The organism is Mucilaginibacter sp. NFR10 (genome assembly GCF_900100445.1).
Taxonomy (GTDB): domain Bacteria; phylum Bacteroidota; class Bacteroidia; order Sphingobacteriales; family Sphingobacteriaceae; genus Mucilaginibacter; species Mucilaginibacter rubeus.
On record NZ_FMTV01000011.1, the window covers coordinates 40,951 to 64,914 of the forward strand.

General features: G+C 42.4%; 21 protein-coding genes. 13 read left to right on the top strand and 8 right to left on the bottom strand.

What is annotated here, in order from left to right; all coding sequences use genetic code 11:
* Nucleotides 1-678: 678 nt before the first annotated feature.
* Complete coding sequence (locus BLP33_RS27245; RefSeq protein ID WP_139160070.1) at nucleotides 679-876, top strand: hypothetical protein; 198 nt, start codon at nucleotides 679-681, stop codon at nucleotides 874-876.
* A 47-nt stretch (nucleotides 877-923) separates the two neighbouring features.
* On the opposite strand, the gene BLP33_RS25115 is transcribed toward BLP33_RS27245, so the two are convergent.
* Nucleotides 924-1,214: a putative quinol monooxygenase gene (locus BLP33_RS25115; protein ID WP_090534378.1), complete on the bottom strand. Its 291-nt coding sequence runs from the start codon at nucleotides 1,212-1,214 to the stop codon at nucleotides 924-926.
* On the bottom strand, nucleotides 1,180-1,818 hold the full coding sequence (locus BLP33_RS25120; RefSeq protein ID WP_090534380.1) for an NAD(P)H-dependent oxidoreductase: 639 nt from the start codon (nucleotides 1,816-1,818) through the stop codon (nucleotides 1,180-1,182). The genes BLP33_RS25115 and BLP33_RS25120 overlap by 35 nt, the downstream gene beginning before the upstream one ends.
* A 99-nt stretch (nucleotides 1,819-1,917) precedes the next feature.
* Here BLP33_RS25120 and BLP33_RS25125 point away from each other — a divergent pair, with 99 nt between their 5' ends.
* The gene (locus BLP33_RS25125) at nucleotides 1,918-2,814 is read left to right on the top strand and encodes a LysR family transcriptional regulator (RefSeq protein ID WP_090534382.1); all 897 of its coding nucleotides are present in this window, start codon (nucleotides 1,918-1,920) and stop codon (nucleotides 2,812-2,814) included.
* An 83-nt stretch (nucleotides 2,815-2,897) separates the two neighbouring features.
* Here the strand turns inward: BLP33_RS25125 and BLP33_RS25130 are convergent, their stop codons facing one another.
* Together BLP33_RS25130 and BLP33_RS25135 are read right to left on the bottom strand one after the other, a co-directional pair.
* On the bottom strand, nucleotides 2,898-3,638 hold the full coding sequence (locus tag BLP33_RS25130) for a hypothetical protein (protein WP_090534384.1): 741 nt from the start codon (nucleotides 3,636-3,638) through the stop codon (nucleotides 2,898-2,900).
* An 11-nt stretch (nucleotides 3,639-3,649) separates the two neighbouring features.
* Nucleotides 3,650-4,042 (bottom strand): DoxX family membrane protein, encoded by a 393-nt coding sequence (locus BLP33_RS25135; RefSeq protein WP_175490114.1) that lies wholly within the window; start codon nucleotides 4,040-4,042, stop codon nucleotides 3,650-3,652.
* A 115-nt stretch (nucleotides 4,043-4,157) separates the two neighbouring features.
* Between BLP33_RS25135 and msrA the strand changes: the two genes are divergently transcribed.
* From msrA to odhB, 5 genes are all read left to right on the top strand, one after another.
* Nucleotides 4,158-4,703: a peptide-methionine (S)-S-oxide reductase MsrA gene (gene msrA / locus BLP33_RS25140; RefSeq protein WP_090534387.1), complete on the top strand. Its 546-nt coding sequence runs from the start codon at nucleotides 4,158-4,160 to the stop codon at nucleotides 4,701-4,703.
* A 270-nt stretch (nucleotides 4,704-4,973) separates the two neighbouring features.
* Nucleotides 4,974-5,780, top strand: a complete 807-nt coding sequence (locus BLP33_RS25145; RefSeq protein ID WP_090534389.1) for a 5'-nucleotidase, lipoprotein e(P4) family — start codon at nucleotides 4,974-4,976, stop codon at nucleotides 5,778-5,780.
* 260 nt (nucleotides 5,781-6,040) lie between these two features.
* Complete coding sequence (locus BLP33_RS25150; protein WP_090534390.1) at nucleotides 6,041-7,342, top strand: DASH family cryptochrome; 1,302 nt, start codon at nucleotides 6,041-6,043, stop codon at nucleotides 7,340-7,342.
* 172 nt (nucleotides 7,343-7,514) lie between these two features.
* The gene (locus tag BLP33_RS25155) at nucleotides 7,515-10,331 is read left to right on the top strand and encodes a 2-oxoglutarate dehydrogenase E1 component (RefSeq protein WP_090534392.1); all 2,817 of its coding nucleotides are present in this window, start codon (nucleotides 7,515-7,517) and stop codon (nucleotides 10,329-10,331) included.
* Nucleotides 10,332-10,392: 61 nt separating this feature from the next.
* On the top strand, nucleotides 10,393-11,952 hold the full coding sequence (gene odhB / locus BLP33_RS25160) for a 2-oxoglutarate dehydrogenase complex dihydrolipoyllysine-residue succinyltransferase (protein ID WP_090534394.1): 1,560 nt from the start codon (nucleotides 10,393-10,395) through the stop codon (nucleotides 11,950-11,952).
* A 152-nt stretch (nucleotides 11,953-12,104) separates the two neighbouring features.
* Here odhB and BLP33_RS25165 read toward each other — a convergent pair whose 3' ends face one another.
* The 4 genes from BLP33_RS25165 to uvrA form a co-directional block, all read right to left on the bottom strand.
* Nucleotides 12,105-13,745, bottom strand: coding sequence for an ABC transporter substrate-binding protein (locus tag BLP33_RS25165; RefSeq protein ID WP_090534396.1), 1,641 nt, complete (start codon nucleotides 13,743-13,745; stop codon nucleotides 12,105-12,107).
* 89 nt (nucleotides 13,746-13,834) lie between these two features.
* Nucleotides 13,835-14,632, bottom strand: coding sequence for a Fic family protein (locus tag BLP33_RS25170; RefSeq protein WP_090534398.1), 798 nt, complete (start codon nucleotides 14,630-14,632; stop codon nucleotides 13,835-13,837).
* Between the two features lie 89 nt (nucleotides 14,633-14,721).
* Entirely contained in the window at nucleotides 14,722-15,315 is a 594-nt protein-coding gene (locus BLP33_RS25175) for a glycoside hydrolase family 19 protein (protein WP_090534400.1), read from the bottom strand.
* A 240-nt stretch (nucleotides 15,316-15,555) separates the two neighbouring features.
* Nucleotides 15,556-18,444, bottom strand: a complete 2,889-nt coding sequence (gene uvrA / locus BLP33_RS25180; protein WP_090534402.1) for an excinuclease ABC subunit UvrA — start codon at nucleotides 18,442-18,444, stop codon at nucleotides 15,556-15,558.
* Nucleotides 18,445-18,952: 508 nt separating this feature from the next.
* Between uvrA and BLP33_RS25185 the strand changes: the two genes are divergently transcribed.
* The 6 genes from BLP33_RS25185 to BLP33_RS25210 all read left to right on the top strand — a co-directional run bounded on the left by BLP33_RS25185 (nucleotide 18,953) and on the right by BLP33_RS25210 (nucleotide 23,963).
* Nucleotides 18,953-19,537 carry an RNA polymerase sigma factor gene (locus BLP33_RS25185; RefSeq protein ID WP_090534404.1) on the top strand — a complete coding sequence of 195 codons (585 nt, stop codon included), beginning with the start codon at nucleotides 18,953-18,955 and terminating at the stop codon, nucleotides 19,535-19,537.
* A 269-nt stretch (nucleotides 19,538-19,806) separates the two neighbouring features.
* A complete protein-coding gene (locus BLP33_RS25190; protein WP_090534406.1) occupies nucleotides 19,807-20,001 on the top strand; it encodes a hypothetical protein in 195 nt (64 codons plus the stop codon).
* A 246-nt stretch (nucleotides 20,002-20,247) separates the two neighbouring features.
* Nucleotides 20,248-21,003: an endonuclease III gene (gene nth, locus BLP33_RS25195; RefSeq protein ID WP_090534409.1), complete on the top strand. Its 756-nt coding sequence runs from the start codon at nucleotides 20,248-20,250 to the stop codon at nucleotides 21,001-21,003.
* 142 nt (nucleotides 21,004-21,145) lie between these two features.
* The gene (recA, locus tag BLP33_RS25200) at nucleotides 21,146-22,168 is read left to right on the top strand and encodes a recombinase RecA (RefSeq protein ID WP_090534412.1); all 1,023 of its coding nucleotides are present in this window, start codon (nucleotides 21,146-21,148) and stop codon (nucleotides 22,166-22,168) included.
* A gap of 191 nt (nucleotides 22,169-22,359) precedes the next feature.
* Nucleotides 22,360-23,475 carry a cyclopropane fatty acyl phospholipid synthase gene (gene cfa / locus BLP33_RS25205; RefSeq protein WP_090534414.1) on the top strand — a complete coding sequence of 372 codons (1,116 nt, stop codon included), beginning with the start codon at nucleotides 22,360-22,362 and terminating at the stop codon, nucleotides 23,473-23,475.
* Nucleotides 23,476-23,606: 131 nt separating this feature from the next.
* Nucleotides 23,607-23,963 carry a Bor/Iss family lipoprotein gene (locus BLP33_RS25210; protein WP_090534416.1) on the top strand — a complete coding sequence of 119 codons (357 nt, stop codon included), beginning with the start codon at nucleotides 23,607-23,609 and terminating at the stop codon, nucleotides 23,961-23,963.
* The last annotated feature ends 1 nt before the right edge of the window (nucleotide 23,964 follow it).

Below are 23,964 nucleotides of genomic sequence, written 5' to 3' on the forward strand. Positions count from 1 at the left end.
GCTAAAAGCAAAGGAATAGTATAAATTAACCGGGGGGATCGCTTTATGCTAAATTATGTGTAAAATATCAAACTACATCTTAGATGCTGTTTAAGAATGATTAAATGAGACTACTATATCCGCCACGTCATTGCGAGGTACGAAGCAATCCCCGACTATACAGGGCGGATTTGCTTAGCGGATCTGCCTCTTGGGGATCGATTCGTGCCTCGCAATGACGGCTTTTATATAATTTTTAAACAGCTTCTTAGTGTTTAATACTATTTTCTCTAACATTCCGTTTCAAGATTCAATGAAAGCAATCGCCTTTATCATGTTAATTTTTATGGTGCTCATTTCCGTAATACCGGGGAAAGCGGCGCCTGTGAATAACATGTCGAAAGAGTGCTGTCGTCATATGGATCATATGCCGCAGAAACAGCATGGCGGTCAAAAAGGATGTGACGGTGGCACGTGCGTGACTTTGCTATCATGTAATAATTGCTGCTTTTTAAAAGTTGAACCTGTCAAGGCCGGACCTGTTGCCGTTATTATTAGTAGCAATGCTCCTTTGCTTTACCTCGCAGGCAATTTATCCGATTACGCAAACACCTGCTGGAACCCTCCGAAAGCTTGATAAAAAGACATCTGCCTGTTTTCAATAGTGTATCTTTTTATTAAAAATTCAAATTAAAAATCATGAAAAAGTTTCTTTTCATCACCACTGTGATGCTGTTTACCATATTTAATATTTCGTTTGCTAATACGCCTTGCTGCAATAACAAAATGAACCATTGCACCAAATGCGCAAAGTCATGCACCAGGCCAACGTGTTTAGATAACTGCAGCAAATCATGCAAAGCCTCGGGCGATTGCAATAAAACCTGCGGTAAATAACAAAACGCCCCCGGTAGAAACCGGGGGCGTTTTGTTAACTATCAATTTTAATGAACCTTATCGGTTTTATATATCCCAAGCGGCCCATCTATAATATCAACAATCTGCTTACTGAACAGTTGGAAATGCTCCTGCTTAACATGCTGATCAAGCCCTTCCTGGCTGGCCCAGGTTTCGTGAAAAATAAACTGGGTTTCGTCAGTTGTTGACTGGTATAGCTCGTATTGCAAACAGGCTTCTTCCTGGCGGGATGCTGCTACCAGCTTATCCAAAAAATCTTTCATTTGGGCAGTGGTGCCGGCCTTACACTTCACTAAGGCTGTTAAATAAATTTTCATGGCTTGGGTTGTTTTGAGTAAATAGTTTGTTTAAATGTTCGTGGTAGCGTTGCAGGTTCTCCTCAATATTAGCGTTTTTCATTACGTCATAAAAGTGGATACTTTCTAAAGCCTGCATGCCGGTAAAGGCGTTCATGCGGTGAAAGCCAAACAGCGGACCTTCGTCAACACTGCGTTCATTAAAAAACTCGCCGGGTAGGGTGAAAGCTGTAATAGGGGCATTCCACGATGTAGTGAGCATGTATTTTTTGCCCTGCATTAAGCCACCTGTGCCGTAATTAATACCGGGGTTTTCGGCGGTGCGGCCATCGCTGCGGTAAATGCCGTTTTGATACCCGGCGGTAAAAACTTCGTCGATATATTTTTTAAAGGCATGCGGTACCTGGAACCACCAAACCGGGGTGTGGTAAATGATCACATCGGCCCATTTATAGTTTTCGGCTTCCTGCATCGGATCGTAAGCGTTATTTACGTCGGTTGAACGAACTTCAAAATCGGGATGAGCAGTAAAGTACTGTACGGTTGTATCCAATAAAGTTTTGTTAAATCTTCCGCCTGAGTGACCGAAGATCTGCCCTCCGTTTATTACAAATATGTTTGTCATTTATTTTCTGTTTTAATTTTCATCAAAATTACACCGGCTTAATTAATTATTAAAATAGTATAATTTATACATTTGTATCATAATTATAATAGATAAGCTATGGTGAATTTTGAATGGTTCCGTACGTTTAAGGCGATCTATGAAACCGGGTCGCTAACCGGGGCTGCCGAAGCGCTGTTTATTTCGCAGCCGGGCGTGAGCCTGCATTTGAGCTCATTGGAAAGCTATGTGGGCTACAAATTGTTCGACCGTACTTCGCGTAAAATGGTATCCACAGAGCGGGGTAAGATCTTATACAACTATATCCTGGAGGCAATCAGCAAGCTGGAAGATGCCGAGCGGCATTTTCATAAAAGCACCGAAAAAGATATACCAACCATAAGTATAGGGATGTGCTTTGAAACTTTTCAGTTTACGCTTGAATCCTACCTGCCCACATTGCCTTTTAATGTGATCATTAAATTTGGCGAATACCCCGAAATGCTGGCCGACCTGGACAATGGCATCCTCGATATGATTGTTACGCCTCATAAGGGCGATTATAAAGGTCTTGAGTATAAACCGTTTTTTAAAGAACGGATAGTGGTGCTGGCCGGGGCCCAAACACCAACCGACGAGTTTAACGAACTATTGAAAACTAAAGACCTTAACCAGATCCAAGCCTGGCTTAAAGCCCAAACCTGGTACGGCTCATCTGGCGATATGGAACACCTGCGGCGCTTCTGGCATATCAACTTTGGCAAACGACCTGATTTTAAACCCAATTTCATTGTGCCAAACATGGGGTCAATTCTGCGTTGCCTAAGCAACGGCAAAGGAATTGCAGTGATCCCTGATTTCCTTTCAAGAAAGGAGCGGGACAGCGGCAATATCAAATTGCTTTGGGAAGGGTATAATTTAATCGAGAACACCCTGTACTTTGGCACCCGGAAAAAATCTATTTATACAGAGCAGATAGCCGTGGTGCAGGAAATTTTTGAGCGGGAGATGGTGTAAGCCTCTAATCGCCGCCGCTCACCTCCGGCGAGTGGCAACTATCGGGGCGCCTCTGGCCGCCGTGGCAAAAGAAGATCATGTGATTATTGAAACTCAAACATGTCTTTGCTAAGGCCACCCGTATACCATCTGCCATTTATAAAGTAATAAGTTTCCTTACCCAAAATGATCATAGGGAAATTACCTGCAATTTTTTGTTTGGTCTTGTTTTTTGCGGTGATAAAGTGATCGTATATGTCTTGCTTAACGCTGTAAAAGACATTTTGCTGCGTGTCGAAGGCTAAAACTGTGTTATTGTCATAGGCATAGTTTTCTTTAGGGCGAGGTTTTGAATCAACAAAATCATGTACACTGACTTTTAATTTGCAGTTGTTAACACTGTTGCCAACCAAACGCAATTTAATGCGATACTCTTCCTGTTGTTCGCCGGATTCTCCGGTAAGATATCTTAAAACATGCATGGCCTTGTATAGATGTTGGCCATCCACGCAGATGATCAGTGTATTTCCTAACCCAACCCCCGATCCGCCTCTTACTGCATAGTTAATCGCAATGAAGTTTTTATTCAATAACCTAATGTCAGGAGGTTCTCCCCAAAAATCATCTATTGTAATAATATCCTTGAGGCAAATCATTTTAAGCACGTGGTTTGCATAGTCAGGAACGATCTTCACCGTTTGATTTTTACCATCGATCGAAATTATGTGATATGTTTTTGTGTCTCTCCCGGTTGCTTTTGCTTCGTATGTTTTCAGTTCATCCTGAGCAAATGCATGATTGAATGAAAGCGTAAGGATAGTAATAACTAAGGCGCATTTGTTCATAAGGCAGGTATTTACACCGTTGGTGTGGCCGTAAAAATACTCGCGTAATATTTACGATAGGCAAACAGCAAAAATACCTCTAAAACGATAACTGCCAGTCCAATTGGCAAACCGGCCGGTGCCAAAATGGCATGGAACAGGAATATATTAAGTGCAATAGGCAGCAGCAATAACACAAACAGTGCCGTATACCGGTTAATAATTAAAAACAGGCCGCTGGTTATTTCAATTACCTTCATGTATTGAAAAAAATAACCTGAACCAAATAACCCGCCGCTAAATGCCTGTGCCTTATCGCTCATGGGCGGTTGGGCCATATGCAGAAACTGGAAAAAGAAGTTTAAACCAAACACCACGAAGACCAGGCCCAGCAAAACGCGGGCAATTAATACTGCAATTTTCATAATTAATAGGTTTAATATAAGGTTAAACACTAAGTTTAGTAATTTAATTGACATATTCAAATCCGCCTCATAGCTAACTATTTAAACAGGCATTACTTTTGATAAAACAGGACATATGAACATTCAAAAAATAACTTTTGGCAACGGTTGCTTTTGGTGCACCGAAGCCGTTTTTCAATCGCTTAAAGGTGTAACATCAGTAACCTCGGGTTATATGGGCGGTAAAGTTTTAAACCCAACCTATGAGCAGGTTTGTACAGGCGCTACCGGTCATGCCGAAGTGATTCACCTGGAGTATGACGCCGACGTGATCTCGTTTGATGAATTGTTATTGGTTTTCTTTAAAACCCATAATCCAACAACGCTTAACCGCCAGGGCAATGACGTGGGCACACAATACCGCTCGGCTATATTTTATTATACAGATGAACAAAAGCAGGCTTCGGAAGCGATGATCAAAACGCTTACAAATGAGCAGGTTTTTGACGATCCTATCGTAACCGAAATCACCCCGGCAAGTACATTTTACAGCGCCGAAGATTACCACCAGAATTATTTCAACGATAATCCTAACAAGTCATACTGCGCGTTTGTTATCCAGCCAAAACTCAATAAATTTGCCAAGGAGTTTAAGGATAAAATAAAGCCGGAACTGTTATAAGCACACGGTGGTCATCCCCAATTTATTTCGGGATCCCACTTGCTAAGTCCCCGATGGATGTGTGAGGTGCTGAGGTAAGTTGCCCATGATACGTTAAAAAATGGCGTCATCCCGAACTTGTTTCGGGACCCCACAAGACAAGCCGCATGAAGTATACTTAGCAAGTGGGGTGCTGAAACAAGTTCAGCATGACGGATGTGGAGATGTCATTTCGCCTTCAGAGCCCAGGATTTAACCACTCAGCATGTCAGCCCATTTTAATCAACCCATATGAAAAAAAGCTATAGCTATTTATTTTCAGGCCTGTTGTTATTTAGCGCCTGCTCATCTGTTAAAAAAACAGCCAATCCTAATTCCAGCATTACCAATGATGGTAAGATCTGGGCTTCATTATGGCAGCAGCGGGCGGCGGAATACAAAGCATTATGCTTTCAGGCCTATAACGTAGCTAAACTCAGGGTTGATGAAGGGATTAAGAACCCCGGTGATAAACCCCTGGCCATTGTTACCGATATTGACGAAACCGTGCTGGATAATAGCCCCTATGATGCTCATCGCGCCTTGCAGAACTTAGATTACAGCGATGCCACCTGGAAACAATGGACCGACAAAGCCCTTGCTGATACCGTGCCGGGCGCACCTGCTTTTTTTAAGTACGCTGCATCAAAAGGGATCACGATATTTTACATCACCAACCGTAATGAAAATGAGCGGGCAAGTACGTTAAAAAATCTGCAGTTGTATGGATTGCCTAATGCGGATGACGAACACCTGCAGTTGAAAACTACTTCATCCAGCAAGGAAACGCGCCGTCTTAACGTTTTAAAAACACATAACATCCTGCTGCTTTGCGGCGATAACCTGCCCGATTTTGACCTGCTGTATGATAATCACCCGGCCGAAGAAAGCAGGACGGCTACTACACAAAAGCTGCAAGCGGAATTTGGCAAAAGGTATATTGTTATTCCCAATCTTTCATATGGTGATTTTGAGGGGGCACTTTTCCGGTTTAATTATAAGCTTAGCCCTGCCCAAAAAGATTCGGTGATCAGGGCGAAGATCAAAGCCGATCAGTAAAGCTACTGATCTTTAACGGTTGACGGGGGATAGCCGCCCGGGCAGGTATATAACTTAATTGTCTGTATTTACGTATATTTACACGCTGATCCCGCTGTAGGTGTAATTATTTTATATAGCTAAAAGCATTTTATTTAGTTTAATAAAATAATTGAATGTTTGGGTGATGTCATAATCTTGCGGTAACATGTGCATGAAGCACAAATAAATTGCAAATTTGCATACTGCATTATTATTATTCAGTTAACCCCTGTTTAACTATGAGTGATAGAACTATTCTGGTTTGGTTTAGAAATGACTTGCGCATAAATGATAACGAAATTTTGTTAGAAGCCGTGCGCAAGGCTGATAAAGTACTGCCGGTTTATTGTTTCGATCCTTATTATTTTCAGCATAATGAAACCGGTGCCTCAAAAACCGGAAATTTCCGGGCGAGGTTCCTTTTAGAGGCCGTTGCTGATCTCCGCAAAAATTTACAAGGCTTCGGTGCCGAACTCATCATCAGAATAGGTAATCCGGCAGAAGTTATTCCCCAACTTGCCGAAGAATACCAGGTAAATGAAGTTTATCATCACCGTGAGGTGGCCTACGAGGAAACCAATATCTCCGAGCAGGTTGAAACTGCGCTATGGAAAATGAGGCTTAATCTTAAGCATTTCATCGGTCATACCATGTATCATAAGGAAGACCTTCCTTTTCCGATCAAGGATATCCCGGATAGTTTCGCGGTTTTTAAAAAGAAGGTAGAACGTGACAGTAATGTTCGCCCGTGCGTACCCAAACCCGATCATATCAGCGTTCCGGAAATTACCGATGCCGGCGAATTGCCAACCTTGCAGCAATTAGGTTTAAACGAGCCTGTTGACGATATGCGCGCTACTGAATATTTTCAGGGGGGCGAAACAGCGGCTTTGGTACAAATGCATAAGTGTTTTGCCAATGCAGACCAGCTGCTGAAACAAAAAAATGGGCGTAACGGCTCTGATTGCTCTTCAAAACTTTCTCCCTGGATCTCGATAGGATGTATCTCGCCGAGGCAGGTTTACTGGGAAATTCAGAAATATGGCAGTAATGGTAACCTGTTAAAGCTTGAATTGCTTTGGCGCGATTACTTCAGGTTCATGTTTAAAAAACACGGCCAAAAATTTATCAAAGCTAAAGACGAAGCTCAGGGCACTGACCTTGCACCGGACGCCGACCTGTTGCTCCAAAAATGGAAAAACGGCGAAACAGGAGTGCCCCTTATTGATGCAGCAATGCATGAGCTTAACGCTACCGGCTATATCAGTAATCAAAACCGGCAGGTAGTAGCGGGCTATTTAGTAAACACCCTCAAAGCCGACTGGGTACAGGGGGCTGCTTATTTTGAAGAAAAGCTTATTGATTATTCGCCGGCCAGCAATTGGGGCAACTGGGCCTTTATTGCCGGTGTTAACGATGCTAAGGAAAGCAAATACGCTATAGTTACCAAGCTGCCCAAAGAGCTTGAAGCCAAAACCGATTTTGTGAATACCTGGCAGCCATCATCCATAGATGAAGCCGGGGATTTGGTTAGCGCTTAAATATTATCTGTATCAAAATATTTTATATCCGTTTCAAAACAACACGCCATAATTTGAGTTTTCACCCCAATGGGTAAAATAAGCCTAATAATGGCTAAATTTCTTTACAATTAATTATGAAGTATATAGCGGTATATCATTACTTTTGTACCGTTTTAAAGATCAGTTTCACATGGATCGTCTCAATTATATAAATAGCGGAAACGCTGCCTACATATCTTCCCTATACGAACAGTACAAACAGGAGCCGGAATCGGTTGATTTTGGATGGCAAAAATTCTTTGAAGGATTTGATTTTGGTAAAGATACCGATGCTGCCGGGGCAATTGCACCTGCTGCAGTTGGTCAAGCTACTCCTGAACATTTCTTGAAGGAAATTAACGTATTAAACATGATAGATGGTTACCGCTCACGCGGGCATTTGTTTGCAAAAACAAACCCCGTTCGCGAACGCCGCCATTATTACCCAGGCAAGGAGCTTGAAACTTTTGGTTTGAGCGAAGCTGATCTTGATACCGTTTTTAATGCGGGTGTTGAAGTAGGCTTGGGCGCTGCCAAACTGCGCGATATCCGCCAGTTACTTGAGGATACTTACTGCCGTTCAATAGGTACGGAATATAAATACATCCGCAATCCCATTAAAATAAAATGGTTTGAAGAGCGGATGGAGGGCCATCGCAATACGCCTTCTTTCACCCTTGATGAAAAGAAGGAGATGCTTAATAAGCTGAATGAAGCCGTAACATTTGAAAACTTTTTAGGTACCAAATTCCTTGGTCAAAAACGTTTTTCACTGGAAGGTGCCGAAGCGCTGATCCCTTCAATGGATTCGGTAATTAAAAAAGGCGCCGATCTGGGTATCGAGGAGTTTATCATCGGTATGGCGCACCGCGGGCGTTTGAACGTATTGACCAATATCATGGAGAAAACCTATAAAGAGGTATTCTCTGAGTTTGAAGGTAAAAACTACGATTCTGAATCACCTTTTGGTGGCGACGTGAAATACCACTTAGGTTTTTCAACCGATGTGCATACCAAAAGCGGTAAAAAAGTTCACCTGAGCCTTTGCCCTAACCCATCGCACCTCGAAGCGGTTGACCCGGTTGTGGAAGGGATCACCCGTTCAAAAATCGACTTTAAATATGGCGGCGATCATTCAAAGATCGCTCCGATCCTGATCCACGGCGATGCTTCAATTGCCGGACAAGGTATAGTATATGAAGTTTTACAAATGGAAAAACTGGATGGCTACCGCACCGGCGGCACCATTCACCTGGTTATCAACAATCAGATAGGTTTTACCACCAACTATAAAGATGCACGTTCAAGTACCTATTGTACCGACGTTGCCAAAACTGTGCTTTCGCCGGTTTTCCACGTAAACGGTGATGATGTTGAAGCTTTGGCTTACGTAGTAAACCTGGCTATGGAATACAGGCAGGTATTTAATGAGGACGTATTTATCGATATCCTTTGCTACCGCCGTTATGGTCATAACGAAGCTGATGAACCTAAATTCACCCAGCCGCTGTTATACAAAGCAATCGACGCGCACCCTAACCCGTTAAAGATTTACAATCAAAAACTGATAGATGAAGGCAGTATAGATGCTGAATTCTTAAAATCTATTGAAAAAGCCTTCAAAGATGAGTTACAGCAAAAACTGGACGAAGTAAAATCAGAGGAAAGGTTTACTGATACCATTGCCATGTTTGAGGGGGCCTGGAGCGGATTGCACCTGGCAAGCCATAAAGAACTGGTAAAAGCTATTGATACTTCTGTAGCCGAAGAAACCATATTGGAGATCGGTAATAAGATCACTGTGTTGCCACCAAATAAAGAATTTTTCAAGAAAATTGAAAAGCTTTTTGAAGACCGCAGTGCCATGGTGAACAAAACCAAAGTGTTTGACTGGGCCATGGGCGAATTGCTTGCCTACGGAACTCTGCTAAAAGAAGGTTACCCGATCAGGTTAAGTGGCGAGGACGTGAAACGCGGTACTTTCTCGCATCGCCATGCGGTATTGACGCTGGTTGATTCGGAAGACGAATTTACACCGCTTGCTGCCATTAACCCCGAAGCTAAACTGAGCATTTATAACTCTTTATTATCTGAGTATGGTGTTTTAGGTTTTGAATACGGCTATGCACTTGCAAACCCAACTGCTTTAACCATTTGGGAAGCCCAGTTTGGTGATTTCTTTAACGGTGCCCAGATCATTGTTGATCAGTACATCGCCAGTGCCGAAACTAAATGGCAGCGTGGCAACGGTTTGGTTATGCTGTTGCCTCACGGTTATGAAGGCCAGGGCCCTGAGCACTCATCTGCGCGTGTTGAACGCTTTTTAGAACTGTGTGCCGATGATAATATTCAAATTGCTAACTGTACAACCCCTGCTAACTTCTTCCATATTTTAAGGCGTCAAATGCACCGTGATTTCCGCAAGCCTTTGATCATCTTTACACCAAAAAGTTTGTTGCGCAGCCCTAAATGCGTATCGCCAATTGAAGATTTTACCAACGGCAAGTTCCACGAGTTGATAGACGATACTTATGTTGACCCTAAAAAGGTAAAACGCGTATTGCTGTGTACAGGTAAAGTTTATTATGACCTGTTGGACAAACAACAGGCCGATAATCGTAAGGATGTGGCTATTGTACGTGTAGAGCAGCTTTACCCAACTCCGGTTACGCAAATTTTGAAGATCAAAGCCAAATATGAAAAGGCAGAGTTTATCTGGGTACAGGAAGAGCCTGAAAACATGGGCGCATGGCCATACATTTGCCGCAAATTCCATAATGATAAGGTGATTAACCTGAGCGTTATTTCGAGGATAGAAGGCAGCAGTACTGCTACCGGCTTTGCTAAACAGCATGCTGCCCAGCAGTTATACATAGTTTCAAAAGCTTTTGAAGCCCCAGCCGGTAAAGCTGTTAAAGAAGCTGTTAAAAAAACAACAAAGAAAATGGCTGATGCCGGTGCTGATTGATCCGTCAATTAAGCATCCTGATATAATCCATTAAAAAATATAAAATCTACAATACTACAATATGAGCTTAGCGATTAAGGTGCCTACCGTAGGCGAATCAATTACAGAAGTAACCCTTTCGAGCTGGAAAAAGAAAGACGGCGACCACGTTGAAATGGACGAGGTTATTGCCGAACTGGAATCAGACAAGGCTACTTTTGAGCTTACTGCCGAAAAAGCCGGTACTTTAAAAATCGTTGCCAACGAAGGCGATGTACTACCAATTGGTGCTGTTGTTGCCAATATTGAAGACGGAGGTGCTGAAACTGCTGCCCCAGCGGCACAGCCGCAGCCTGAAGTTGTAGCCAACGCACCTGCTCCGGCCCCTGTTGCTGCTGCCCCGGCTGCTGCATCAGCAGCGTCTGTTGAAATTAAAGTACCGCCGGTAGGTGAATCTATCACGGAGGTTACATTATCCCGGTGGATTAAGAAAGACGGCGAAGCTGTTGCTATGGATGAAGCCATTGCCGAACTGGAATCAGATAAAGCTACTTTTGAACTTACTGCCGAAAAAGCAGGTACATTAAAAACAATCGCTAAAGAAGGCGATGTATTAGCGATTGGTACCGTAGTTTGTACTATTGAAGGTGCGGGTGCTTCACAACCTGCAGTTACCCCGGTAACCCCGGCTGTAGTTAACGCTACCGATGAATCGCCACGTGGTGGTGCAGCTGCCGAAAGTGCTAAAACTTATGCCTCAGGTACGCCATCACCGGCTGCCGCCAAAATATTAGCCGAAAAAGGTGTTGATCCAAAATCAGTATCAGGTTCGGGTGTTGATGGCCGTATCACTAAAGGTGATGCCCTTGGCGCGCAAGTCCCTGCAGCTAAAACAGCTGCTCCTGCTGCTGCCGCTCCGGTTGCAACTTCTACAGGTGGTGCCAGGGACGAAAAACGGGAGAAAATGACTTCGTTGCGCAAAACCGTTGCTAAACGTTTAGTATCGGTTAAAAATGAAACGGCAATGCTTACTACCTTTAACGAGGTAGATATGCAGCCGATCATGGAATTGCGCGCTAAATACAAAGACAAATTCAAAGAAAAGCATAATGTTGGCTTAGGCTTCATGTCGTTTTTTACCAAAGCGGTTACAGAAGCTTTGAAAGACTGGCCGGCTGTTGGTGCACGTATTGAGGGTGAAGAGATCGTATACAGCAATTTTGCTGACATCTCCATTGCTGTATCTGCTCCTAAAGGCTTGGTTGTTCCTGTTATCCGCAATGCCGATAGCATGAGCCTTGCCGAAATTGAGAAAGCCATTGTGGTACTTGCCGGTAAAGCCCGCGAAAACAAACTGACTATCCCTGAAATGACCGGCGGCACATTTACCATTACCAATGGTGGTGTATTTGGTTCGATGTTATCGACGCCGATCATCAATGCGCCTCAATCGGCCATTTTAGGTATGCATAATATCATTGAGCGCCCGGTGGCAGTAAACGGCCAGGTTGTGATCCGCCCGATGATGTACCTTGCCCTGTCATATGATCACCGCATCATTGACGGTCGCGAATCGGTAAGTTTCCTGGTAAGGGTTAAACAATTGCTTGAAGATCCTGCAAGGTTGTTGTTAGGTGTATAACCCTGCAAAAACTTTATAAAAGAGATCCCGGTTGGTTTTCCCTTCCGGGATTTTTTTGTGTAATAGGTTTCGCAAGGTTTTGAAATTTGTCAGGTGATTAGAAGTAGCGACGAACCAAGTACAACTAATCTCTGACCTCCAACCTCTAATCTCTAAAACGAACTCTTCACCACCCTTTTTAGCACTAACAAATTTTGACCATTAAGGCTATAGCCACTAATGTTGTTTTGATAGAGGTTTACCAGTTTATCGTAGTATAATACCACAATGGGCGATTGCTCCATCACCAGGTTGTCCATCTGGCGGTAGAGGCCGAAGCGTTTTTCATCATCTTTTACCTGGTAAGTTTGTTCAAAAAGTTCATCGAACCTTTTATTGTTGAACCCGGTATAATTGGGGCCGAAGGGAATTTTATTTTTGGAGTAAAAAACTGAAAGGTAGTTTTCGGCATCAGGATAATCGGCTATCCACGAACCATAAAAAAAGTTGATGCCATTTTTGGAGATCAGTTCGCGCAGACTGGCGCCCTGGGTTATCTCCACATTTGTTTTTATGCCGATGCGTTCCAATTGGCCTTGTACATACTCAATTAAACTGCGGTAACCAACGGTGGTAGCCAGGGTAATTTCGGGCATGTTTTTACCATTCGGATAACCGGCGTCTCGGAGCAGGCAACGGGCTTTTTCCGGGTCGTATATATAACCTTTTACCCCGGTGCCGTTAAAGCCTGGCATGCCTTCGGGCACAAAACCTCCGTAGCCCGGTGTACCCATACTGTTACGGAGGTATTTGATCATCTTTTCGCGGTCGATGGCGTAGTTGATGGCCTGCCTGATCTTGAGTATTTTTAAAGGCGATTTTTTTACAATGGGCAAAGTGGTATCCACCAGCATGCCCAGGTAAATGGTGTTCAGGTAAGGAGCGGTATTGAGTATAAATTTACCTTTATATTTTTGCGTTACCTTGCCTGCTTTGGTGAGGATGTCATCGCGATAGCTGCCGTCGATATCATTCAAAAAATCGATATTCTTTTTTACAAACTCCAGAAACGAAGTCTGCTTATCAGCAATAAAGGTAGAACGGATGGCATCCAGGTAGGGGAGGCGGTTGCCTTTTTCGTCTTTTTCCCAGTAATGCTCGTTTTTTAAAAACACCAGTACTTCGCCTTCTTTCCAGTATTTAAACCTGAAGGGGCCGGTACCTACCGGGTGGCTCCTGAAGTCCTTGCCATAAAACTCAACCACTTCTTTGGGTACTACAGAACAATATTGTGCCGTGAGTAAGCTTAAAAAGGGAGCGAAAGGCTGTTTAAGCCTGATCTGGAAAGTACTGTCATTAGGTGCCATGAAGGCGCTTTTGCCCTTTACCTTATCACTGAAGATCCATGAGCCGGATGAAGCAACTTTAGGATCGATCAAACGACCGAAGCTATAGGCAAAATCTGAGGCCACTGCCTTTCGACCTGTACCGTTTGCAAAATGAGGATCGTCATGAAAATATACATCATTACGCAGATGGAAGGTATATAATAAACCATCAGCTGATGTTTCCCAGCTTTTAGCAATACAGGGAATGGTTTTTAAACTATCGTTGATCTGTACCAGGCCGTTATAAAGCTGGTTGTCCATCCAAATGGTATAATGATTACGGCAAAAGGCAGGATCAAGCGAGGTAAGGCCTTCTTCCAGATTGATATTAAAAACGGTTTTGTGCTGATCGGGAGAAGTATCCGTATGGCAGGAACAAAGCTGAATGGAGAATAATACAAAAAGGTAAGTGATCAGCTTATTCATTTAAGCTAATATATTAAATGTTGCGTTAGCTGTGTGAATGAATAGCTGATTATTACGCGGGGATGATTGATTGCCGGCGATGGCTAAAATTAAAATAGAAAAGTAAAACCAGTTCCTTTTGATGGCTTTTTCATTTCTTCAAACTTTTCAATTTCCTGATTGAGCAAAAAAGAATATTCACCTGCCATGAATTCACGAAATACTTCAATATTTTTCTGTTCGCGGGTATCAATCAGCGCCTGGATATAGGCTACTTTATTTTCACTCCGCACTATTGCCAATGGAAGATTATAATATGCCTGAATGTAGTTCATTAATAATCGCGAAGTGCGCCCATTGCCATCATAATAAGGATGTATGCTGACAAGATTGAAATGTGCATCAAAGGAAAGATTCAGCTGTTCAACAACAGATAAGGGGGAGCTAATGGATTCATTGAGCTTTTTTACCAGGTCATTTGTCAGGCGTTCCACTTTATCAAAATTGGGGAAATAGGAAATACCTGCAGTGACGTTGCCTTTCCGAAATGCTCCGGTTCGGGAATCCACGGTACCCAGCATAGTATTGTATACTTTGCCGGTATTCTTCATCACCAAAGCATTGATTTCCTGCAAAAGAGATACTGACAATGCTCTTTTTACTTTTGCATTTTCAATTGTAAAAAGGAGGGCCGCGTGATGATCTGTTACCATCAAGCTGTCTTCCAACGGCTTGCCGTTGGGCGTGCGCCCTTCGGTGATCAGCACTTGTGTTTCTACCTCTGTCAATGTTGAGCCTTCAATCCGTGTAGAGTGATGGTCAATAGAAATGAGGTTAAACCGGTTGTGGTCAATCACATCAGCTATGCCAAGATCGTTGTATTTCTTTATCAGGTTAACTATTTCCATCGTTTCAACAACGCGAAAATACTTATAAGTTTTTACATAGTGGTTCAGTTGCCTGGCACCGGTAAACCTGGCAACTGAATTTAATTTTACTACGCATCAATACCGGTCAATCCCTTATAAAAATGTTTGGCATAACCTGCTATCAGCACATCGTGATCATTCCCGTTAATAATATGGCGGGCGTTGATCCAGTCGGCATGGGTGGCGTCAAAATATTTGCCTAAGCCAACGCCGGTAAACATGCCTTTTGTCATACCTTCAATCATAATATTGGCGGCTATATCAGGTTGAAGCGCCAATTCGGGATGGTTAAGCAGGTCGAGATGTAAATGCTTGCCCATGGCGTCATAGTTCTCGTACCAGGTTAATTGTACAAAACCGCGGCCATAATAAAGCTGATCGGGCGTTGTATAAGGGATACGGTGACCAGGCCCCCCGCCCATTTTAAATTTTTCGCCATAGGGATGACCTTTACCCTTGCCAAATTCATTTATCGGCTGCATAGTGCCTGCGCATTCATGGTAAACGGTGCCTAACATGTAGGCTACCTTACGCTGATCGGTAACGCCGGCATCAGCTGCGGCCTTTAAAATGGCTTCGATACCATCAATCTGGCTTTGTGAAATGTGCCCTTTAAATACAGACGCACGGATAGTGTCATAAAATTCTTTTGTACCTGGCATGATAATGAAATTTAGGTATTAGTAATAAAATTAACTGCTGTAAACGGATGTTTCAGATTAAAAAGGTATGGAAGATTTAGGTAAATATAAATATTCACGTTTGGAATACCAAGGCTGATATTCAAAGAGTTGGGCCAGGATTTTCAAGCCAATTCCGGCATTGGTTGAAAAGGCCTAAAAAAGGAATACGTTTATAAAGCAAATTTTAAAGTGCCCGTATTATTACACGGGCACTTTAAATTAAAACCGCTCTTTTAAAAACTTGCCCGTATAGCTGTCTTTTTGTTTTAGAAGGTCTTCAGGAACGCCCTCAAATACTACTTTACCACCGCGGTCGCCGCCTTCCGGGCCAATATCGATAACCCAGTCTGCACATTTGATCACATCCATGTTATGCTCAATAACAATGATGGTATTGCCATGATCAAGCAGGGCATCAAATGATTTCAGCAGTTTTTTAATATCAGCAAAGTGCAAACCGGTAGTAGGTTCGTCAAAAATAAACAATGTTTTATTGGTGTTGTTGCCTTTCACCAGGAATGAAGCAAGTTTAATACGCTGGGCTTCGCCCCCTGATAAGGTATTTGACGACTGCCCTAACTGAACATATCCCAAACCAACATCAACCAGCGGTTTTATTTTGGCGATGATCTTTGGCTCTTTGGCAAAAAACTCGACAGCCTCGTCAATGGTCATGGCCAGGATCTCCGATACGTTTTTTTCTTTGTATTGGATATCTAAAATATGCTGCTTAAAGCGATGTCCCCCGCAGGTTTCGCAGGTAAGAAAGATATCTGCCATAAATTGCATCTCTATCTTAACTTCACCTTCACCCTGGCAAACATCGCAGCGGCCGCCTTCAACGTTAAATGAAAATGCGGAGGGTTTTAGCCCGGCGGCTTTTGCTGCCGGCTGAGCGGCGTACAGGTTGCGGATCTCGTCCCAGGCCTTAACATAAGTAACCGGGTTTGAGCGCGATGAACGGCCTATCGGGTTTTGGTCAACCAGTTCAACCTGTTCAATTTTGCTGTAATCGCCATCAATGGCATCATATGAGCCTGTTTGTTCGCCCGAATAATTACCTAAGGCCTTTTGAACGGCGGGGGCAAGGATACGTTTTACCAAACTGGTTTTACCCGAGCCGGATACGCCGGTAACAACAGTAAGCACGCCTAATGGAAATTTGGCGGTGACATGTTTCAGGTTGTTTTCGCGCGCACCTTTTATTTCAATAAAATCATGCCATTTGCGGCGGCTTGACGGGATAGCTATTTCCTCGCGACCGCTCAGATATTTACCGGTGAGGCTTTTATCGTCTTTTATAATTTCATTATAAGTACCGGTAAAAATCAGCTCCCCGCCATGGGTACCGGCTTCGGGGCCAATATCAATAATGTGGTCGGCAGCTTTCATGATCTCTTCCTCATGCTCAACAACCAATACGGTGTTGCCCACATCGCGGAGGGATTTTAATACGGTGATCAGCCTTTGGGTATCACGCGGATGCAAACCGATGCTTGGCTCATCCAAAACATACACTGAACCTACCAGGCTGCTGCCCAATGACGTAGCGAGGTTGATACGCTGCGACTCACCACCTGATAGTGTATTTGATAAACGATTGAGCGTTAAATAGCTCAAGCCCACATCGTTTAAAAAGCCGAGGCGGTTGGTTATTTCCATCAGCAAGCGTTTACCGATTTTGGCATCCGTTTCACTGAGTTCAAGCGATTTAAAAAATTCAAAGGTTTTATCCAGCGGCATCAGTACCACATCGGTTATCGACTTTTCATTGATCTTTACGTAGGAGGCATCCATTCGTAAACGGCTGCCCTTACATTCCGGGCAGGTAGTTTTGCCCCTGTATCGCGACAGCAAAACACGGTATTGGATCTTATACGTTTGTTCTTCCATTTCCTTGAAAAATTCATCAAGACCACGGAAAAACTTATTGCCGGTCCAGAGCAGGCGCTGCTCTTTTTCGGTTAGCTGATTATATTGACGGTGGATAGGGAAGTCGAACTTTAAGGCATGTCTTACCAGCGCATCGTTCCATTCGCGCATTTTTTCGCCGCGCCACGGGGCGATAGCGCCCTCGTAAATGGATTTACTTTTATCTGGAATAACCAGGTCTTCATCAATACCGATCACCTTGCCGTAACCTTCGCATTTTTTACAAGCGCCATACGGATTATTAAAGCTGAAGAAGTTTGGCGTAGGCTCTTCAAACTTCAATCCGTCTAACTCAAAACGGTCGCAAAAAAAGCGCTCATGCTCGGTATCGTTGTCAGGTTCCTGGAAACGAACAAAACAATCGCCCTTGCCTTCAAAAAAAGCAGTTTGTATGGAGTCGCCTAAACGGCTAATGGTTTCGTCTTCCTCATTTTTGGTAACGCGGTCAACAACTATGCGTACTGCAATTTGCTCATCAATTTCGGTAGTTTCTGCGGCGGCTTTTTTTGTCTTTGTTTTTTTGATCTCGACTGTTGGTTCAGCCGCCATTAAAGGAACGTTCTCTACTGTTTCATCCTCTAATAAAGATTCGATACGCGAAAGTTTGCCATTGTATTCAACACGAACAAAACCTTTTTGCATCAATACTGCAAGCTCTTCTTTAAGGCTCCGGTTGTTGTGCGGGTGCAATGGAGCAAGAATGGTTACCTGGGTTTCGTTAGGCAATGAAAGCACAAAGTTAACCACATCGGTCACTGAGTCTTTTTTTACGATATTGCCTGATATGGGCGATATCGTTTTACCGATACGTGAAAAAAGCAGTTTTAAATAATCGTAGATCTCGGTTGATGTACCAACGGTTGAACGTGGGTTTGAGGTAATTACCTTTTGCTCAATAGCTATGGCCGGTGCAATGCCTTTAATATAATCAACATCGGGCTTGTTCATTCGGCCCAAAAACTGGCGGGCGTATGATGAAAGGCTTTCCACATAGCGGCGCTGGCCTTCGGCGTACAAAGTATCGAAAGCGAGTGATGATTTGCCCGAACCCGACATGCCGGTAACTACCACCAGTTTGTTTTTGGGAATAGCCACATCAAGGTTTTTAAGGTTGTGCACCCTTGCGCCTTTTATAATAATATGCTTTTGCGGATCTTTTTCTGCTTCTTTACTCATTCTATTGAATTAGTTCATAGTTGATGGTTGATGGATCATAGTAGTACGCTTTGCAGGTTAGTGGCAAAATTTATACCATGAACCATGATCTATTACCCATGAACTTTTTGCGAATGCAAAAATCCTAAAATATTTAGCAGAATCCAAATGAGTTTTGACTGTTTATTGGATTAAACTGCATGAAATATTGGAGTTTACAGTTTGCTGACTTTTTAAAACTTAATGTTGTTTTAACAACTACTTTTTAAAAAATTTATTTTGGCGAATGATTAAACCTTCGGTATTAAAAATAAGTCTAACGGAAGCGTACCAAATAAATGATGGTTTTACAGGTAATTATGCCGATTAATAGTAAAGTAGGGCGCAAAAAAAAAAATTTTATTTGTTTTTTTGCCAATAATTTATTTTATTTGAGCGAACAAATCTTTAACCCCTAAGGAGCACGCTATAGAATATACTTTACTTTAAAAGGTTTTAACTAAAAATTAAGTTTTAAGTAGTACTTTCTATGGATTTTCAATTGAAGAGTGATCAGGATCTAATCCATCTATATGTAGCTGGCGACGAAGCCGGTTTAGTAGAATTGATAAGGCGTTACCAATCAAAAATATATACTTCTATTTACTTGCTGGTAAAAGACGAATACCTTGCCGAAGATATTTTTCAGGATGCATTTATAAAGGTGATAAACACCCTTAAAGCCGGTAAATATAATGAAGAAGGTAAATTTTTGCCCTGGGTAACCCGTATTGCACATAACCTGGTGATTGACCATTTTCGCCGTGAAAAACGTGCGCCTATGATCAGCAATGGCGATGATTTCGATATTTTTGAAGTGCTTGGTAATTATGACGAAAGTACCGAGGACAAGATGGTTAGGGATCAAACCCATAAAGATCTTAAAGCCCTGATTCAGCTGCTTCCATCCGAACAAAAGGAGGTGCTTATTATGCGCCACTTTGGCGATATGAGTTTTAAAGAGATTGCCGATATTACCGATGTTAGTATCAATACCGCCCTTGGCCGTATGCGCTATGCCCTTAATAACCTCCGCAAAATGATGCAGAGTAAGGAGCTTAGCCTGAAAAATTAGTTTTCAGTATAAGAGTTTAGCGATAAAAGGTTAGGATATTATTGTTTAGGTTAAACCGGATAATAATATTCTAACCTTATTTTTTGCATAAAATTCTGATATTGTTTCATTAGTTGCTGATATAAAGTTATTTACTGTTGCAATAACGTAATTCATAGCTTCCGGCAGCTAATTTCTTTAAATAAAAATTTCATTTAATTTTCATTTAACAAAATATTATCTTTAAGCCACCGTTATAAACCATATAAAAATTATAGTAAAATAAGCTTATGGATGAAACCTTTACAAAAACGTTAAATGCATTAGCTAACGAAGCTGAAATGAACAGGAACGCACAAGAAAATCTGGACGCCGACGAAGTGATTTTTTACAATTCAATTCGTGCTGATTTGGACCTGCTGATCAGGAAACCTAAAGTGCAAACCATACACCAGATCCTGGATTATTCAAAAAGCTTACGTTAGTATTTATTGCGGATTCCCCCACTGGTTCATAGATCATGATTGTTGAAAAGGTTACCGATGCGAATCGAAAAACCAAAACCCAATAAGTGATTTATGAACCTTTCTATTTTAAGATGGCTTATGATTGATGGATCATAGTTCATGGTTTTTTATTGTTGTGAATATCTATACTTTTGGACAGGATCGCCATTGCGTTAAGCTGGGTGCTTGAACCATGATCCATGAACTATCAACCATGAACTAAAAATGTTAAAAGCCGAACGCTATCGCCATTTTGTTGATTATTTTTCAAAAAACCAGCCTAACCCGGTTACTGAGCTGCACTATAATAACCCATTTCAGTTATTGGTGGCCGTTATACTATCGGCACAGTGTACTGATAAACGGATTAACCAGGTAACGCCGGCACTGTTTGAGCGTTTTCCTACTCCGCAAGATCTGGCTGCTGCAACATCCGACGAAGTTTTTGCATATATCCGGTCTGTAAGTTACCCTAATAATAAAGCCAAACATTTGGTAGGCATGGGCAAAATGCTCGTGGAAGTTTTTAACGGCGAAATACCTTCGGGGATAGAAAATCTGCAAAAATTACCAGGTGTAGGCCGCAAAACAGCCAATGTGATCGCTTCGGTTATTTTTGAAGAACCGGCCATGGCTGTTGATACGCATGTTTTTAGGGTGGCCAACCGCATTGGCTTAACTAATAATGCCCGTACTCCGTTGGCGGTTGAAAGGCAACTGGTCCAAAATATTCCTAAAGAATATATAGGTGTTGCACATCACTGGCTTATATTGCATGGGCGGTATATTTGTTTGGCGCGCAGCCCTAAATGCGATATTTGTCCGCTTACGTGGTTTTGCCGCTATTATGAGCGCAATAATACAGAAGCCGCGCTGCAAAGGCTTGAAGCTGCAAAACTTAAGAAGGCCAAAGAAGCTAAAAAGAAAAAGGCCCTTAATATTATAGGTAAGGAGTTGAAGAAGAGAAGTGTGGATAATTAGTTGACTAAGTGAATGGCTGACTTAGTGAGTAGTTATTATATTTACTTAATACATTCCAATCAACCACTCGCAAAAAAATAAATTACTAAAAAAATTAGTAATTTTAAAAAATGTAATTATATTTGTTGAAGAAATTAATACGATGGCTAACATAGATAAAAATAGCGCTGATAAATTGAAGGCATTACAGCTTACGTTAGATAAGCTGGAAAAATCATACGGTAAAGGCACCATCATGAAATTGGGCGAATCCGTAGTTGAACAAACTGAAGTTATATCAACCGGCTCATTAGGGCTTGATATTGCTTTGGGAGTTAACGGTTTGCCTAAAGGAAGGATCATTGAGATCTACGGGCCTGAATCATCAGGTAAAACAACTTTGGCTATCCATGCCATTGCCGAATCGCAAAAGAACGGTGGTATTGCCGCCTTTATTGATGCGGAGCATGCTTTCGATCGTTTTTATGCCAAGAAATTAGGCGTGGATGTTGAAAACCTGCTGATCTCCCAGCCCGATAATGGTGAACAGGCACTGGAAATTGCCGATAACCTGATCCGTTCGGGCGCTATTGATATTTTGGTTATCGACTCTGTTGCGGCGTTGGTTCCTAAAGCCGAGATAGAAGGCGAAATGGGCGATTCAAAAATGGGCCTGCATGCACGTTTAATGTCACAGGCATTACGTAAGCTAACCGGCACTATCAGCAAAACAGGATGTTGCTGTATCTTTATTAACCAGCTGCGCGATAAGATCGGTGTTATGTTTGGTAACCCTGAAACCACTACCGGTGGTAATGCATTGAAATTTTATGCTTCGGTACGTTTGGATGTACGCCGTATCTCCCAAATTAAAGACACCGATGAGGTTTCCGGTAACCGCGTAAAGGTTAAGATCGTTAAGAATAAAGTTGCCCCTCCGTTCCGTGTAGCCGAGTTTGATATCATGTTTGGCGAAGGTATTTCAAAGGCCGGTGAGATCATTGACCTGGGTGTTGAATACAACATTATTAAAAAAGCAGGTTCATGGTTCAGTTATGGCGAAACCCGTTTAGGCCAGGGCCGCGATGCTGTTAAACAACTAATCCTTGATAACCCTGAGCTACAGGAAGAATTGGAAAATAAGATCAAAGAAACAGTAACCGGCGAAAGCATGGAAGAAGTTTAATCGTGATTATACTATATACTAATCTTTAAAGTGATTTAATGAATATATAAGAAAGCCTCCTGTAAGGGGGCTTTTTTTGTAAAGCTGCCGCGGGTTTAGCGCAGCGTAACCCGCGGCTGTACTATATTAGCAATTGTTCCCGTTTTTCCGCAAAAAGAATATCTTTATCACCGCATAAACCGGAAAAAGCTATGGGATCATCAAAAGAGATTGTTACAAATATGTTTGCTTCAGGTGGTATTACCGTGAATGGCAATAACCCATGGGACTTACAGGTACACAATCCTAAATTGTATGATCGCCTGCTGGCAGGAGGGTCTTTAGGTTTTGGGGAAGCCTACATGGAAGGTTGGTGGGATTGTGAAGCGCTTGACGAATTTTTTTTTCGCGTCCAGTATCACCGGGTTGATAAAATGATCCCGCGCGACTTAAATACGCTTAAATACTTTCTCAAGGCAAAATTTAGTAATCAGCAAACCAAATCAAAGGCTAAGGAGGTTGCACATAAGCATTATGATATTGGCAACGACCTTTTTGAGTTGATGCTTGATAAGCGGATGATATACTCCTGTGCCTATTGGGAAACGGCACAAACATTGGATGAGGCCCAGGAAGCTAAGCTTGATCTGATTTGCCGCAAACTAAAATTGGAACCCGGCATGAGCTTGCTTGATATAGGCTGCGGATGGGGCGGTCTTCTTCAATATGCAGCCGAAAAGTATGGTGTAAAAGGAACAGGTGTAACCCTTTCAGAAGAGCAGGCCATTATTGCAAAGGAGATTAACAAAGGTTTACCTGTGGAGATCAGGGTGCAGGATTATCGCGATGTACATGAAAAATTCGACAGGATAGTTTCTGTGGGGATGCTTGAACATGTTGGCTACCGTAATTATCGCATCTTTATGGAAAGGGTAAACGAAAATTTAGCAGATGACGGTATTTGCCTGCTTCATACCATAGGCGGTAATTACTCAACTAAAGTTACCGATCCCTGGATTGCGAAATACATATTTCCGAATGGGATGCTGCCATCTGCAGCACAGCTCTCAACGGCCTGGCAGGGCCTATTTATTTTGGAGGATTGGCATAACTTCGGCGTATATTACGACCGAACCTGTATGGAATGGCGTAAAAACTTTGAGCAAAGCTGGCCGCAGCTTAGCGTTAAATATGGTGATACCTTTTACCGCATGTGGCGCTACTATCTTAGTGCAAGCGCTGCATCCTTCCGCTCAAGAAAAAACCATTTATGGCATATTGTTTTAACCAAACCAAAGCATCTGGGATTGTACAAATCAATAAGATAAGCCCCTTCTTTTTCATTATCAAATAAATGACGTAAAAGTACGTATTCAATAAACGTGTTTTTACTTAATTGAAAATCAAGTATTTGGATTTACTTTATTGTATTTTAGGAAATTTCCCAAATACATACAATATGTTGCCATCACGTTTGAACAGGCCCCTGTATTTTTACAGGAAGCTTATCCCTGCTGTTTTAATCTCATTAATGCTGTGCAGTTGTTACACGGCCCGTGTCGAAACAAAGGCGCAGGCTGGGTCAGAGGTATCGCACCAAAATGTAAACTTCTTTTTTTGGGGGGCTATCCAAAGCCCCAAGCGAATCGTTACTCCTATATGTGATTCCCTTGGCTCCAATGGTATGGCCGAAGTTACGGTGAAGAATAATTTCGGTTATTCCTTGCTTACTGTTGTAACCTTAGGTATCTGGAGCCCTGCAAGGGTAGAGTGGAAATGCGGTAAACCTTGCGCCAAAGATGGCGTAATCAAATAAG